A 14,748-nucleotide genomic window follows, 5' to 3' on the forward strand; every position below is an offset into this window, starting at 1 on the left:
AATACATCAATCTAAGAAATAAATGGTGACAGGCACCCATTCCCGGCGCGAGGCACAGACCGGCCCATACATCCCATGTCAGCCAGCGGGCCGTATCCGGTTCTTGAGGTCAAGGGCGGCGTAGCCGCCGCTTCGCGGGCATGCCCCTTGAGCTCAAGAACCGGATACGGCGTTCTCTCGGCGAGGGATTTATGGCGGGGTGAGCGCCGCGCGCCGCGTGTAAAACAACGTGTTCCCTCTCCCCGGGGAGAGGGTGGCCGGAGGCCGGGTGAGGGGGGAATCCCGGTGCCGTCCGAGTTGATCCCCCTCATCCGTCGCTTCGCGACACCGTCTCCCTCGGGAGAAGGGCGCGCCCGCCTCACTCCACCACGGCCAGCAAGTCCTTGGCATCGACCTGCGTACCCGCGCTGACCGGCAGGCGTTTGACCGTGCCGGCCTGCGGCGCAGTGATCGAGGTTTCCATTTTCATGGCTTCCAGGGTCATCAACAGGGTGCCCGCCTTGACGGTGTCGCCTTCCTTGGCGGCGAGGGTGGCGATCAGGCCGGGCATGGGGGCGGGGATATGCGCCGGGTTGGCCATGTCGGCCTTTTCATTGGCGATGACGGTTGAGGCGACGGACTTGTCGTCGACGCGGACCACGCGCGGCTGACCATTGAGTTCGAAGAAGACTTCCCGCTCGCCATGATCATTGGGCTCGCCGATTGCCATGAAGCGGATATTGAGTGACTTGCCGCGGTCGATCTCGACGGAAATCTCCTCGCCCGGCTCCATGCCATAAAAGAAGACCGGCGTGGGCAGGCGGTCGACGCGGCCGAATTCGCTGCGATGGGCCTCATAATCGGCGAAGACCTTGGGGTACATGATGGCCGAACACAGGTCGTTATCGTTGATCTCGCGCCCGCCATGGCCCTTGATCGTCGCACGCACGGCGTCGAAATCGACCGGGTCGAGATGTTGGCCGGGACGGTCGGTGCGCGGCTTTTCGCCTTTCAGCGCCTTGGCCTGAAGCGCCGGCGGCCAGCCGCCCGGTGGTTGGCCGAGATCACCGCGCAACAAGCCGATCACGCTTTCCGGGAAATTGATCTCGGTATCCGGGTCCAGCACGTCTTCCGGCGTCAGGCCGGACGAGACCATGTAGAGCGCCATGTCGCCAACCACCTTGGAGGAGGGCGTCACCTTGACGATATCGCCGAACATCATGTTCACCGCGGCATACATCTTGGCGACTTCATGCCAACGCTCGGCCAGCCCCATCGAGCGGGCCTGTTCCTTGAGATTGGTGAATTGCCCGCCCGGCATTTCGTGCAGATAGACTTCTGACGCGCCGGCCCGCAGGTCCGGCTCGAAGGCGGCGTACTGGGTGCGCACATCTTCCCAGTAATCCGAGAAGCGGCGGATCACCGCCGGGTCGATCCCGGTGGCGCGATCGGTATCGCCCAGGGCTGTCACGATCGAGCCGAGATTGGGCTGGGAGGTCAGGCCGGAGAAACTGTCCATCGCCGCATCGACGGCATCGGCGCCCGCCTCGCAGGCCGCCAGAACCGTCGCAGCGGCGATGCCCGACGTGTCATGCGTGTGGTAGTGGATCGGCAGTCCGGTCTCGTCCTTGAGCGCTTTCACCAGGGTGCGGATCTGGGCCGGGCGGCACAGGCCGGCCATGTCCTTGATCCCGATGATATGCGCGCCGGCTGATTTCAGCTCACGGGCGAGGCCGAGATAATAATCGAGCTGGTATTTCGGCCGCTCGGCATGACCCAGATCGCCGGTATAGCAGATCGCCGCTTCGCACAGCCGGTCGGTCTTGAGCACCGACTCCATGGCGATTTTCATGTTGTCGGCCCAGTTGAGACTGTCGAACACCCGGAAGACGTCGATCCCGGTCTCGGCCGCCTGTTTGACGAACAGGTCGACGGCATTGTCGGGATAATTGGTGTAGCCGACGGCGTTGGAGGCGCGCAGGAGCATCTGGAGCATGACATTCGGCATGCGCTGGCGCAGGTCGGCCAGGCGGTCCCAGCTGTCCTCTTTCAGGAAGCGCAGGGCGACGTCAAAGGTGGCACCGCCCCAGCACTCGACCGAGAAGAGCTGGGAGAGATGTTCGGCATACGCTTCCGACACGGTGACCATGTCGTGCGAGCGCATGCGGGTGGCCAGCAAGGATTGGTGACCATCGCGCATGGTGGTGTCGGTGATCAGCACGCGCTTTTGGGCCAGCATCCAGTCGCGAAAGCCTTCCGGACCGAGCTGGTCGAGCAATTGCTTGGTGCCGTCTGGCGCCTTGCCGGTGCTGGGCGGCGGCACCGGCGTGACGGCATGGGCGGGCGGCAACGGGCGGCCGGCTACCTCCGGATTGCCATTGACCGAGACGTCGGCGATGAAGCCGAGCAAACGTGTGGCGCGGTCGCGGCGCTTGGGGAAGTCGAACAGGGCCGGCGTGGTGTCGATGAAGCGGGTGGTGATGTCACCGGAGACAAAGTCCGGGTGATTGATGACGTTTTCCAGGAAGGCGATATTGGTCGAGACGCCGCGGATGCGAAACTCGCGCAGCGCCCGGTCCATCCGGCGCACGGCTTCTTCCGGCGTTGCTGCCCAGGCCGTGACCTTCTCCAGCAGGCTGTCGAAATAGCGCGTGATCACGGCGCCGGAATAGGCCGTGCCGCCATCGAGACGGATGCCGAAACCGGTGGCGCCGCGATAGGCGGTGATGCGGCCATAATCCGGGGTGAAATTATTCTGCGGGTCTTCCGTGGTGACCCGGCATTGCAGGGCGTGGCCGTGCAGGGTGATTTTCGACTGTTCGGGGACACCGGTCTCGGACTCGATACCGATATGGCCGCCACGGGCGATCTGGATCTGGGCGCGGACAATGTCGATCCCGGTCACTTCCTCGGTCACGGTATGTTCGACCTGGACGCGCGGATTGACCTCGATGAAGTAGAATTTCCCGGTCTCGGCATCGAGCAGGAATTCCACCGTCCCGGCGCCGCAATATCCCGCATGGCGCACCAGCCGCAGGGCCGCTTCGCAGATCGCGGTGCGGGTGTCCTCGGCCATGTCCGGTGCCGGGGCGCGTTCGACGACTTTCTGGTTGCGGCGCTGGACGGTGCAGTCGCGCTCGTAGAGATGGACCAGATTGCCATGGCTGTCGCCGAGGACCTGGACCTCGATATGGCGCGCCTTGCGGATCAGTTTTTCCAGATAGACCTCGCCATTGCCGAAGGCGGCTTCGGCCTCGCGGCGACCGGCTTCGGCCTGGGCGTGCAGCTCGCTGGCCTCCTCGATCACCCGCATGCCGCGGCCGCCACCGCCCCAGCTCGCCTTGAGCATGAGCGGATATCCGACGGCTTCGGCCATCGCGGCCCAGTCATCGGAAGCGTCGGGCAGGGGGCCTGTCGCAGGGACCACCGGTACGTCCGCCTCGACGGCCATGTTTCGGGCGGCTACCTTGTTGCCGAGGGATTTCATCACATCCGGTGAGGGACCGATGAAGGTCAGGCCGGCGGCGGCGCAGGCCTCGGCGAAGTCCGGGTTTTCCGACAGGAATCCATAGCCGGGATGGATCAGCGTCGCGCCGCACTTCTTGGCAATCGCGATGATGCCGTCAATGTCGAGATAGGCTTTCACCGGCCCGAGACCGGCGCCCACGCGATAGCTCTCATCCGCCTTGAAACGGTGCAGGGCGAGTTTGTCTTCCTCGGCATAGATCGCGACCGTGCGCAGGCCGAGCTCGGTGGCGGCGCGCATGATGCGGATGGCGATTTCACTGCGATTGGCGACGAGGAGTTTTTCGGTAGGCAAGTGAAGTCTCCTGGGGCAGCAGGGTGGCACGCGCCGGTCAGCGCGTTGGTAACGTTACCATAACGCTCGCTTCACGCCGGATGAAAGCGAAATATTGCACTGCGGCAGGTGAGGGTGACGCGTTTTCATGGCCGCGGCAAGGGACGTCGGATCGGGCGCGGGCAAGGTTTTCTCGTCTCCTTGGGGAGGAGGTGCCCCAAAGGGGCGGATGAGGGGGACTCGTCGGCTGGCAGCGGGATTTACCCCTCACCCTGACCCTCTCCCTGTATGGGGGGGCAAGTGGCAGGAGCGGGAAGGCGAGGTCACTTACTTTGAGCCTGCTTCGTTCAGACCCGCACCCGCGCACACGCCGCCGTAAATCACTTGCCGAGAGTTCGCCGTATCCGGTTCTTGAGGTCAAGGGGCATGCCCGCGAAGCGGCGGCTGCGCCGCCCTTGACCTCAAGAACCGGATACGGCCCGCTGGCTGACAAGTGATCTATGGGCGGGTCCGCGCCGGGCGCCAATCCAAGACGAGTCTCTGTCGATTTCGACAGTGTGGGGGCTCTAAATTACTGTTCCCAAGGCGGTTTTTCTAAGTGATTTGGTCCTGCCCCGAGCGTATGTGGGCGCCCGTAATATGTAAGTATTTCAGATGACTGTGGTCGATGTGGGCGCTTAACGCGCGTTATGGCTTGTCTTGCGCGCCTTAATATGTAATATATTCATTACATGAGGTGATGAGATGATGTCTCCGGACACGATGGATGCGGTTTTCCAGGCACTCGCCAGTGCGACGCGGCGGGAGATGCTCGATATTGTCCGCAATGAGCCAGGCTGTTCGGTCGGTGCGGTGGCCAGCCGTTTCGACGTCAGCCGGATCGCGGTGATGCGCCATCTGTCCGTGCTGGAAGAGGCCGGTCTCATCATCTCGGACAAGCGCGGTCGGACGCGGCATCTCTACATGAATGCCGTGCCGATCCAGATGATCCATGACCGGTGGACGAGCGAGTATTCCGCGCTCTGGTCCGGTCGCATGCTGGATATCAAATACCTCGCCGAACAGCGCCGCGCCCAAGAGGGTGATGGTGCGGAGACCGATGACATTGCTCACAAGAAGGGGGAGCCAGGATGAGTGAAGCACACGCCAAAACCCTGTCCGGGGAAATCCGGACCTCGATGTACCGGGTTGTGATCCGGGCGACGATCGACCAGGTCTGGTCCGAACTGATCCGGACTGACCGGCCTTTGCCGTTCTTTTTCAACGGCCAGTATGACACGCCGGGCCTCAAAGATGGCGCCGCCTTTGCCATGCGCACGCCCGACGGCAAGCACACGCTGGTCATGGGCAAGGTGATCGAGTTCGAGCCGCCCTATCGCTATGCGCACACTTTCCGCTTCACCACGGCGGAGGATCCGGTCTCGATCGTGCGCTATGTCCTCAAGGAAGTTGAGGGCGGAGTCGAGTTCACGCTGATCAATGAACATGCCGCCAGCGACGCCGTCTCGAAGTCCGAAAAGCAGATGGCCCAGGGCGCGAAATTCATCTGCGAGAATCTCAAGGCGTTGGTGGAAACCGGCAAGGCCACGACCGGCGGGCGCATGATGTTGTTCATGTTCTCGCTGATGGCGCCGATGACACCGAAATCCGCGTTGAGCAGCAACTGGCCGCTTGAGCGCGCGCCGGACCTTGCGGCGATCAAGACTGTTGAGGAGGCCTGAGCATGGCAAGTTCACCGGAAGACATGGCGCGGTCGATGATCGCCAACATGCCGGAAAAGACCGGCAAGCCGCTCGATGAATGGGTTGCGATCGTCAAGGCCAGCGGTCTGGAGAAGCATGGCGAGATGGTCAAACTGCTTAAGAGTGAGCACGGCATGACCCATGGCTTTGCCAATCTCGTGGCGCATGAGGTCAGGGGTGGGGTGGTGTCGGCGCCGGCTCCGGCTGATGATCTCGTCGCCGCGCAATATGCCGGCCCCAAGGCCGGGCTGAAGCCGATCCATGACAGGCTGGTCGAGGCTGTGTCGGGATTTGGCAAGGATGTCGAGCTGGCCCCGAAAAAGGCCTATGTCTCGCTGCGCCGGGCCAAGCAGTTTGGCCTGATCCAACCGTCGACCAAGGCGCGGGTTGATCTCGGCCTCAATCTCAAAGGGGTGGAGCCGTCTGGCCGGCTGGAAGCGTCCGGCTCCTTCAATGCCATGTGCACGCACCGGGTCCGGCTTGATGGCGTTGATGCGGTCGATGCCGAGATTCTGGGCTGGCTGAAGCAGGCGTATGACGCGGCTGGTTAGCCCGGCGCGGTTTATCGCTGGACAGAGCTGCCGGGCTTCGGCAGGGTGGGGGTGAAATCTTGTTGGAAGGTGGCGTTATGCGTCAATTGACGGGTAAAATCGTGCAAACAGGGCGGGGCGGGGCATTCGCCGCGCTTGGCGTGTCTGCGCGCCGTCTTCCGCTCATTTCAATTATTACCGTCATAGCGCCACATGGAGCGACGACGTTCACGACCTGACCCCTTAATTAGGTTTCGTGCAGTTTGACCCCGCTCCTGGCACCAGGAGCGGGGTTTTTTCTGTGCGGCCCTGCGGAGCGATTGCATGACCCTGCCTGCCAAATCCCGCCCCTCTGCGGCGATCTGTCCGTCGGACCCCCGTCTGGCGGCGGCCTTTGACCATGTTGACCGGCTGCGCGCCGACGGTTTCGGCGGCATTTTGCGGGCGCCGCTGATCGCCTCGCCGGGCCTTGCCGCTGCGGCCGGCTGTGAGCTGTATGTGAAGCTGGAAAATCTCCAGGTCACCGGATCGTTCAAGGAGCGCGGTGCCTTTGCGCGGATGGCGGCGCTGTCGCCGAAGGAGCGGGATCGCGGCGTGGTCGCGGCCTCGGCCGGTAATCACGCCCAGGGCGTGGCCCGCAGTGCGGCGGCGATGGGGATTGGTGCGCGGGTTTTCATGCCGGTCGGGACGCCGATGGTGAAGGTGCATGCGACGCGTGGCTTCGGCGCCGAGGTCGAGATCGCCGGCGATGATTTCGACGCTGCCAAGGCGCTGGCCCAGGCCGCGGCGCGCGAGACTGGTGCCGTTTTCATCCATCCGTTCGACGATCCTGTCGTGCTGGCCGGGCAGGGTACGGTGGCGATGGAGATGCTCGAGGACCAGCCCGATCTCGACGTGCTGGTCTTCCCGGTCGGGGGCGGTGGCCTGGCGGCCGGAGCCGGCCTCGCGGCGCGGCGCATCAAGCCGGAGATCGAGCTGGTCGGCGTCCAGTCCGACCTCTTCCCGGCGTTTGCCAACCGGTATCATGGCGAGGATCGTCCGGTCGGTGGCTTCACGCTGGCCGAAGGCATAGCCGTGCGCCAGCCCGGCGGGTTGACCGGTGATTTGCTGATGGACCTGCTCGACGATGTCCTGCTGGTCGACGAGCGCCAGATCGAGCGGGCCCTCAACCTGTTCATCTCCCAGATGCGTGTCCTGCCCGAAGGCGCCGGAGCGGCCGGTCTGGCAGCGGTGTTGGCCAATCCGGACCGGTTTGCCGGCCGCAAGGTCGGCCTGGTCCTGTCCGGCGGTAATGTCGATACCCGGCTCCTGTCGTCACTCTTGCTGCGCGATCTTGCCCGCTCGCACCGGCTGGCCCGGTTCCGGATCGAGCTGGTCGATGTGCCGGGTCAGCTCTCGGCCGTGTCGGACATCATTTCGCGCGAGGATGGCAATGTGACCGATGTCGCCTATCACAAGACCTTTTCCGATCTGCCGGCCAAGGTGACCTATATCGACATCTCGCTGGAGGCGCAGGACGGCGTCCATATGGACCGGATCCGCAGCGCCCTGCAGGCCGCCGGTTTCCGGGTCGAGCTTGCCGGTTACTGAGCTTTTCTGTCCAACAGGCTTTGAAATGTCACACGGGCTGGTTACCGGTAACCAGCGCCCCACAATCCGACCGCCCGCGAGGAGAGCATCATGAAATTCTTTGTCGACACTGCTGAAACGTCCGAGATCGCCGAACTGGCCGAGGCCGGTCTGGTTGACGGCGTCACCACCAATCCCTCGCTGATCGCCAAGTCCGGCCGTGATTTTCTCGAAGTGGTCAAGGAAATCTGTGACCTCGTCGACGGTCCGGTCAGTGCTGAAGTGACCGCGCTCGACGCGCCGGCGATGATCTCCGAGGGCAAGAAACTGGCTGAGTTGGCGGACAATGTCGTGGTCAAGCTGCCGCTGACCTTTGAAGGCCTCAAGGCCTGTCAGGCGCTCACCGCAGCCAATATCCAGACCAATGTGACGCTGTGCTTCTCGGCCAATCAGGGCCTGCTCGCCGCCAAGGCGGGCGCCACCTATGTCTCGCCCTTCATCGGACGCCTCGATGATCTCGGTGTCGATGGCATGGAGCTGATCGCCAATCTGCGCACGATTTTCGACAATTACGCCTTCGACACCCAGATACTGGCGGCCTCGATCCGCTCCGCCGACCATGTCCAGCAATGCGCCCTGCTCGGTGCTGATGTCGCCACCGTGCCGCCATCGGTCCTGAAAAACCTGGTCAAGCACTCGCTGACCGACAAGGGTCTGGAAGCCTTCATGGCCGACTGGAAGAAGACCGGTCAGAGCATTCTCTGACGGGTCGCGAATGAGCCGGTCGGAACGCTGCGCTGAAAGCGTGTCAGGTCGGTCAGCTCAATCTGTGGATGACTTGCGGCGAGCGGATCGCTAGGCTGGTCCTTCCTTTTCGGGGAGGGGCGCATGCAGTTCACCGGGCATTTTGACGCCGATCTGGCCACCCAGCCGACCAAGCGGGCAGCCTATTCCGACCGCACGGCCTGGCTGATGTCGGTGATGTCGCTGTTCGCCTATCTGCCATTCGAGGACCCGTTCGACCAAACCGCCCTGCGCCGGGTCGCCGAAGCCCTGGCCAGCAAGACCGACGCGACCGAGATCATGGCCGAGTTGTCACGCCTGATCCGTCCCGGTGAGGGCGAGGCCGGTCGTGAGAAATTGCGCGGCCTGCTGGGCGAGTTTGATTTTGAACTCCTCAAGACCATCAGTCTGAGCGAAGGCCTGCGGCATGATACGCAATGCTTCATCGCCCGGCTCAGCCGTGAGCCGGAAGCGGGAAAACCGCCCGAGGACATGCTGGTCCTGTCCTTCCGCGGCACCGAGCCGACGCGGATGGCAGACTTGCGCACCGACCTCGATCTGGAATTGATGGAATTGCCGCACGGCCTCTCGCTGGAAGCCGGGGTCGCCAAGGTCCACAAGGGGTTTTACCTCGCCTATCGCTCGGTCGAGGACCAGATCGCGGCGATTCTCACGCGCGATGACTGCAAGGGCCTGCCGCTTTTCGTCACCGGGCACAGCCTGGGCGGCGGCCTGGCCGTTGTGGCGACCCGTTTCGTCGCCAACGGGTCACGTGGTGCCTGTTACACATTCGGCTCACCCCGCGTGTCGAACCAGGCCTTCACCAACCAGATATTCACGCCGGTCTATCGGATTGTGAATGCGGCCGATATCGTCACGGCCGTCCCGCTGGGTTCAACCGTGATCAATGCGCTGCGGATGTTCATCCGCTGGCTGCCGGTGGTGTCGAAACTCTCGCCCTTTCTCGAAAGGGTGCGCGAATACCGGCATGGCGGCGATCTGCGCTATCTCGGCCCCGCCACGCCCTCGCAAACCGCAAGCGGGCAGATCGACTTTCCCGGCATGAGCTTTTTGAACAATCCCAGCCTGATCGAGCGCTGGTGGCAGAGCGGGCGACGCTTGCTCATGAGCTGGGGGCGGGCTGGTCTCGGTGATCATGCCATCGAGACCTATATCGACAAGCTGGCCTATTACGCCCGACTGCGTCAGCTCATGCGGGCCAGTCTCAACCCGCCACAACCGCCTGCCGCGACAGAGATGGACGGCGATGCGGTTAGCCATCAGTGAACACGGGACGTGTCGCGGTTTATGGCGGCGTGTGCGGTTCAGGCGCCCTCGGCGCGACACAAAGGTCGGAAAAGCCGGGACACGCACCCGTCAAACCGACCCCATGCCACACGCGACGCCCCACCCGATCACACCTTGATGCTGATCCCGTCGCGCGGCGCGGCCTTGCCTTCCAGCAGTGATTTGTAGACCGACAGGGCGCCCTCGCTTCCCGCCTCACTGCGAAAGTCGAAATAGTCCGGAGCAGCATCCGCGAATGTGCGCCAAGCCGCCTTGTAGCGCTGGTCGAACGCCTCCGGACCCCATTGCTTGATCAGGGTGCGGGCGGCGTCGGGCGCGAAGAAGAATTGCGGTTTTGGCGGCGGCAGGTCGCGCGGCGGGGCGGACTGCTCCCAATGCGCGCCACCGACCCGGATATTGCCGGCAAGGCGACCGGCCAGTGCGGTGTGAAGGGCGCGGTTGAGATCGGCATCGCCGGCAAAATCGACAATCGCGGCCGGCCGGGCCGGATTGAGATTGTCCACCGCATCATAGGTGGTGACGGCGTCATAAAGGTCCAGCCCGTTGACGAAGACGGCATTGCGCGTCGAGGTGAGGCCGATGGCCTGTCGCCCGCCGCCGGCTTTCAGGGCGAAGGCGAGGGCGATGGCGGTCTTGCTGGACGCGCTGGTGAGCAGGATCGGCGCATCGGTGAAACCATTGGCATCATCGCGCAGGAAGAAGTCGAGCAGCCAGGCGGTGATGAAGAGCGGCTGCAGCACCATCTGCGCCGCTTCGCCGTTTTCGGTCCAGCCGGGATCGGCGCTGCAGCGGACATAATTATTGTAGGCGGGCGGCAATTCGGCGCGGTGCGGTGCGGTGTCGATGAAGGCGCCGGGCGTGATCTTGCCGGGGCTGACGATCAGCTCGCTGGCGGCCGGGAAATAGCCATATAGGCGTTCGCCGACGGCCAGCCCTTCGACCCGGCTTTCGGCGATGTCAGCAAAGCCCCAGACCGGCAGGCGGCAGCGATCGTCGGTGCCGGGAAAGAAGTCCCAATAGCGCATCGCATCACCGAAGGCGGCATAGGTGATATTGTTCGCCGTCAGCGCGAAGCTGTCGACGGCAAGGCGAGCTTCGCCATCGGCCAGCGGGCGGGCTGTCTCCTCGATGATGCGCACGTCGGTGATGGTCTTGCGGTCGATGGACAAGGCCCAATTCATGATCTCTCTCCCGTTGTTCGACCGTCTTGGCGGTCTGTTGCGAGGCAGAGTTGCCGGGTTCCCGCGGACGATCAAGCCGCGATGTTGGCGCTTGGGCCGCCGCGCACCCAGTACGCCGGATAGTGGCGTGAAAAATGATCGGGGCTGCAATCGGTGCGCGCCATGATAGGCTCGCCTAAAGGGTGTGGAACGGGTCGGGTTTGTCGCACGTGACAAATTGCCATAGATATTTTGTGGAAAATTGAGTTACACCCGGACCATGAAAGCCAATCTCCGGGGGCACACATGATATCCGCTCAAGGGCTGAAACGGGCCGGTTCCGACCCATCGACAGCCATTGTACTCCTCATCACCGTTCTGGGCGCCCTGTGGGCACTTTTCGCTGCGGCCTACGCTCCGGACGCGGCCATGCGCGGCCAGTCCTGGCTGATTCTCGGCGGTTTCCTGACCGGGATTTTCCTTCTGACCGGCTCGATTGCCGGCGGAGGCGTGATCACTGACGAGCGCGAATACAATGAAAGCCTCATCAAAGCTGGGGTGATCGCATCGCTATTTTGGGGTGTGGCCGGGCTGCTGGTCGGCGTCATCATCGCGTTCCAGCTCGCCTTTCCGGTGCTCAATCTGGAACCCTTCGGTTTTACCAGTTTCGGGCGCCTGCGACCGCTTCACACCTCGGCGGTGATTTTCGCCTTCGGCGGCAATGTGCTGATCGCGACCTCCTTTTACGTCGTCCAGCGAACCTGCCGGACCCGGATCGCCGGTGGAATCTGGCCGTGGTTCGTGTTCTGGGGCTATCAATTCTTCATCGTGATTGCCGCCTCGGGCTATCTGATCGGGATCACCCAGGCGCGCGAATATGCCGAGCCGGAATGGTATGCGGATATCTGGCTGACCCTGGTCTGGGTGGCCTATCTCCTGGTCTTCCTCGGCACACTGTGGAAGCGCAAGGAGCCGCATATCTATGTGGCGAACTGGTTCTATCTGGCCTTCATCGTCACGATCGCCGTGCTGCACGTGATCAACAATCTGGCGATGCCGGTCTCCTGGCTCGGTTCGCGCTCCTACTCGGCTTTTGCCGGGGTGCAGGATGCGCTGACCCAGTGGTGGTACGGCCATAACGCGGTCGGCTTCTTCCTCACCGCCGGCTTCCTCGGGATCATGTATTACTTCATCCCCAAGCGGGTGAACCGGCCGGTCTATTCCTACCGCCTGTCAATCATCCACTTCTGGTCGCTGATCTTCATCTATATCTGGGCCGGCCCGCACCATTTGCACTATACCGCGTTGCCCGAATGGGCGCAGACGCTGGGCATGACCTTCTCGATCATGCTGTGGATGCCGTCCTGGGGCGGGATGATCAACGGTCTGATGACGTTGTCAGGCGCTTGGGACAAGCTGCGCACCGATCCGGTCGTGCGCATGCTGGTCATGTCGGTGGCGTTTTACGGCATGTCGACCTTTGAAGGTCCGGTGATGTCGATCCGGGCCGTGAATGCGCTGTCGCACTATACCGACTGGACCATTGGCCACGTCCATTCCGGCGCCCTGGGCTGGGTCGGTTTTGTCTCCTTCGGCGCGCTCTATTGCCTGGTTCCCTGGCTGTGGAAGCGCAAGGGCATGTATTCCAAGGCGCTGGTCGATTGGCATTTCTGGGTCGCGACCATCGGCATCCTTCTCTACATCACCTCGATGTGGTCGGCGGCGATTTTCCAGGGCCTGTGGTGGCGCACCTATAATGCGCTCGGCTTCCTGGAATACTCCTTCGTGGAGACCGTTGAAGCCATGCATGTTCCCTACATTATCCGGGCAGTTGGCGGTGTGCTCTACCTCGTGGGCGCCCTGATCATGGTCTACAATGTGTACCGTACCGTGCGCGGTGATGCGGTTGAGGACGATGAAAACGTCATCGATCAACCCGCCCTCGAAGCGGCGAAATAGGAGGTCGATATGTCAGGGAAAAAATCTCTCTGGAGCGACCTTCACAAGTCGCTCTTCGAAAAGAACTCGCTCATCCTCACGGTCGGGGTGCTGGTGACGGTGTCGATCGGTGGCATCGTCGAGATCGCGCCGCTCTTCTATCTCGACTCAACGATCGAGGAAGTGGACGGCATGCGGCCCTATACGCCGCTGGAACAGCTGGGCCGGGACATCTATCTGCGCGAGGGCTGCTATAATTGCCATTCGCAGATGATCCGCCCGTTGCGCGACGAGGTCGAGCGCTACGGCCACTACTCGCTGGCGGCCGAGAGCATGTATGATCATCCCTTCCAATGGGGATCCAAACGGACCGGGCCGGATGTTGCCCGCGTCGGCGGGCGGTATTCCGATGAATGGCATCGCGACCATATGCGGCGGCCACAGTCGGTGGTGCCGGAATCGGTGATGCCGGCCTATCCCTTCCTGGAAACCTCCGAGCTCGATTTCGGCAATGTCGCGGCGCATTTGCGCGCCCTGCGCACGGTCGGCGTGCCCTATAGCGATGAGATGGTGGCGGCAGCCGTGTCGGACGTCGAAACCCAGCTCGACCCCTATGCCGAGGATTATGACGGCTTCCAGGAACGTTATCCGGGCGCTGTGATGCGCGATTTTGACGGCAATCCGGACCGGGTGACCGAGCTCGATGCGCTCATCGCCTATCTGCAGGTGCTCGGCACCATGGTGGACTTCTCCACCTATGAGGCCGAAGCCGATGAAAATCTGAGGTAGGGCGATGTATGAGATCCTCTCCACCTTCGCCCAGACCTGGGGGCTGTTGATCTTCGTGGTGCTGTTCGCCGCGGCGCTGGTTTATGCCCTCTGGCCACGCAACCAGGCCCGTTTCGACGCCGCCGCAAACGCACCGCTCACTGAAAATGACACGCCGGCCATTGCTGATGAGGCCGAGACCAAGGACGAGACCGATGTCCGAGCATGATAAAAAGCGTGAAACCGACGCCCATACCGGCACGGAAACGACCGGTCACGAGTGGGACGGGATCAAGGAACTCGACACGCCGCTGCCGCGCTGGTGGCTGTATATCTTCTATGCCTGCTGCGCCTGGGCGGTGGTCTATTGGATCTTCATGCCGGCCTGGCCGGCCCTGCCGGGACTGGCGGGGGAGACCGACCACACGCGTGGCCTGCGCAATCATTCCGAGCGCGCCAATGTCGCCATGGCTCTGGACGCGCTCGACGCCCAGCGTGCCGACGGCTTCGCGGCACTGGCGGGAAGCTCGATCACCGAGATCGAGAACGACCCGGAACTGCTCGGCTTTGTCCTGGCAGCCGGGGAGGCGGTGTTCGGCGATAATTGCGCGACCTGTCACGGTGTCGGCGCCCAGGGCTTTGTCGGCTATCCCAATCTCAATGATGATGTCTGGCTGTGGGGCGGTTCCTATGAGGATATCCGCACCACGCTGACGGTCGGTATTCGTTCCGAGCATCCCGAGACCCGTTTCTCGCAAATGCCGGCCTATGGGCGGGATCAATTGCTCAGCCGCGCCGAAATCGGTGATGTCACCGATTATGTGCTCTCCCTGTCGGGCACCAGTGCCGATGTTGGGGCGATCCAGCGGGGCGCGACCGTGTTCGAGGTCCAATGTGCCAGCTGTCACATGGCTGACGGCACAGGCGACCGGGCACAGGGTGCGCCGAATCTGACGGACCGGGACTGGCTCTATGGCGGCAGCCGCGAGCAGGTCATGGCGACCATCCATCGCGGTCCCTATGGCGTCATGCCGGCTTGGGAAAGCCGTCTCGACGAGGCCACCATCGACGCCCTGGCGGCCTATGTCTTCCTTCTTGGCGGCGGGGAGGATGCGACAGCTGGTCCCACGGGTCAGTAGGTCGCATATCGCCCAGATGATTTTTCGGGTCCA

12 protein-coding genes are annotated in these 14,748 nt (G+C 62.9%); 10 read left to right on the forward strand and 2 right to left on the reverse strand.

All coding sequences use genetic code 11. The annotated features are described in order from the left end of the window. Positions 1–358 precede the first annotated feature (358 nt). Entirely contained in the window at positions 359–3,799 is a 3,441-nt protein-coding gene (locus AWH62_RS06010; RefSeq protein ID WP_083635039.1) for a pyruvate carboxylase, read from the reverse strand. Between the two features lie 723 nt (positions 3,800–4,522). On the opposite strand from AWH62_RS06010, the gene AWH62_RS06015 reads away from it, so the two are divergent. From AWH62_RS06015 to AWH62_RS06040, 6 genes are all read left to right on the forward strand, one after another. Next, on the forward strand, positions 4,523–4,912 hold the full coding sequence (locus AWH62_RS06015) for a helix-turn-helix transcriptional regulator (protein WP_075189582.1): 390 nt from the start codon (positions 4,523–4,525) through the stop codon (positions 4,910–4,912). Next, a complete protein-coding gene (locus AWH62_RS06020) occupies positions 4,909–5,499 on the forward strand; it encodes an SRPBCC domain-containing protein (RefSeq protein WP_075189583.1) in 591 nt (196 codons plus the stop codon). Before AWH62_RS06015 ends, AWH62_RS06020 begins: the two co-directional genes overlap by 4 nt. Positions 5,500–5,501: 2 nt before the next feature. Then, a complete protein-coding gene (locus tag AWH62_RS06025) occupies positions 5,502–6,071 on the forward strand; it encodes a DUF4287 domain-containing protein (protein ID WP_075189584.1) in 570 nt (189 codons plus the stop codon). A 303-nt stretch (positions 6,072–6,374) separates the two neighbouring features. After that, the gene (locus AWH62_RS06030; RefSeq protein WP_075189585.1) at positions 6,375–7,640 is read left to right on the forward strand and encodes a threonine ammonia-lyase; all 1,266 of its coding nucleotides are present in this window, start codon (positions 6,375–6,377) and stop codon (positions 7,638–7,640) included. Positions 7,641–7,730: 90 nt separating this feature from the next. Then, a complete protein-coding gene (fsa, locus tag AWH62_RS06035; RefSeq protein WP_075189586.1) occupies positions 7,731–8,384 on the forward strand; it encodes a fructose-6-phosphate aldolase in 654 nt (217 codons plus the stop codon). Positions 8,385–8,507: 123 nt separating this feature from the next. Continuing rightward, positions 8,508–9,689: a lipase family protein gene (locus tag AWH62_RS06040; protein WP_075189587.1), complete on the forward strand. Its 1,182-nt coding sequence runs from the start codon at positions 8,508–8,510 to the stop codon at positions 9,687–9,689. A gap of 128 nt (positions 9,690–9,817) precedes the next feature. On the opposite strand, the gene AWH62_RS06045 is transcribed toward AWH62_RS06040, so the two are convergent. Continuing rightward, entirely contained in the window at positions 9,818–10,891 is a 1,074-nt protein-coding gene (locus AWH62_RS06045; protein WP_075189588.1) for a DUF2855 family protein, read from the reverse strand. A gap of 285 nt (positions 10,892–11,176) precedes the next feature. Here AWH62_RS06045 and ccoN point away from each other — a divergent pair, with 285 nt between their 5' ends. From ccoN to ccoP, 4 genes are read left to right on the forward strand one after another with little or no spacing between them, the layout of a single operon-like run. Beyond that, positions 11,177–12,829, forward strand: a complete 1,653-nt coding sequence (gene ccoN / locus AWH62_RS06050; protein ID WP_075189589.1) for a cytochrome-c oxidase, cbb3-type subunit I — start codon at positions 11,177–11,179, stop codon at positions 12,827–12,829. 9 nt (positions 12,830–12,838) lie between these two features. Continuing rightward, positions 12,839–13,597: a cytochrome-c oxidase, cbb3-type subunit II gene (gene ccoO / locus AWH62_RS06055; protein ID WP_075189590.1), complete on the forward strand. Its 759-nt coding sequence runs from the start codon at positions 12,839–12,841 to the stop codon at positions 13,595–13,597. Positions 13,598–13,601: 4 nt separating this feature from the next. After that, the gene (locus AWH62_RS06060) at positions 13,602–13,805 is read left to right on the forward strand and encodes a cbb3-type cytochrome c oxidase subunit 3 (protein ID WP_075189591.1); all 204 of its coding nucleotides are present in this window, start codon (positions 13,602–13,604) and stop codon (positions 13,803–13,805) included. After that, complete coding sequence (gene ccoP, locus AWH62_RS06065) at positions 13,792–14,715, forward strand: cytochrome-c oxidase, cbb3-type subunit III (RefSeq protein WP_075189592.1); 924 nt, start codon at positions 13,792–13,794, stop codon at positions 14,713–14,715. The genes AWH62_RS06060 and ccoP overlap by 14 nt, the downstream gene beginning before the upstream one ends. Positions 14,716–14,748 lie beyond the last annotated feature (33 nt).

Source organism: Maricaulis sp. W15 (assembly GCF_001924955.1).
In the GTDB taxonomy this organism is placed as follows: domain Bacteria; phylum Pseudomonadota; class Alphaproteobacteria; order Caulobacterales; family Maricaulaceae; genus Maricaulis; species Maricaulis maris.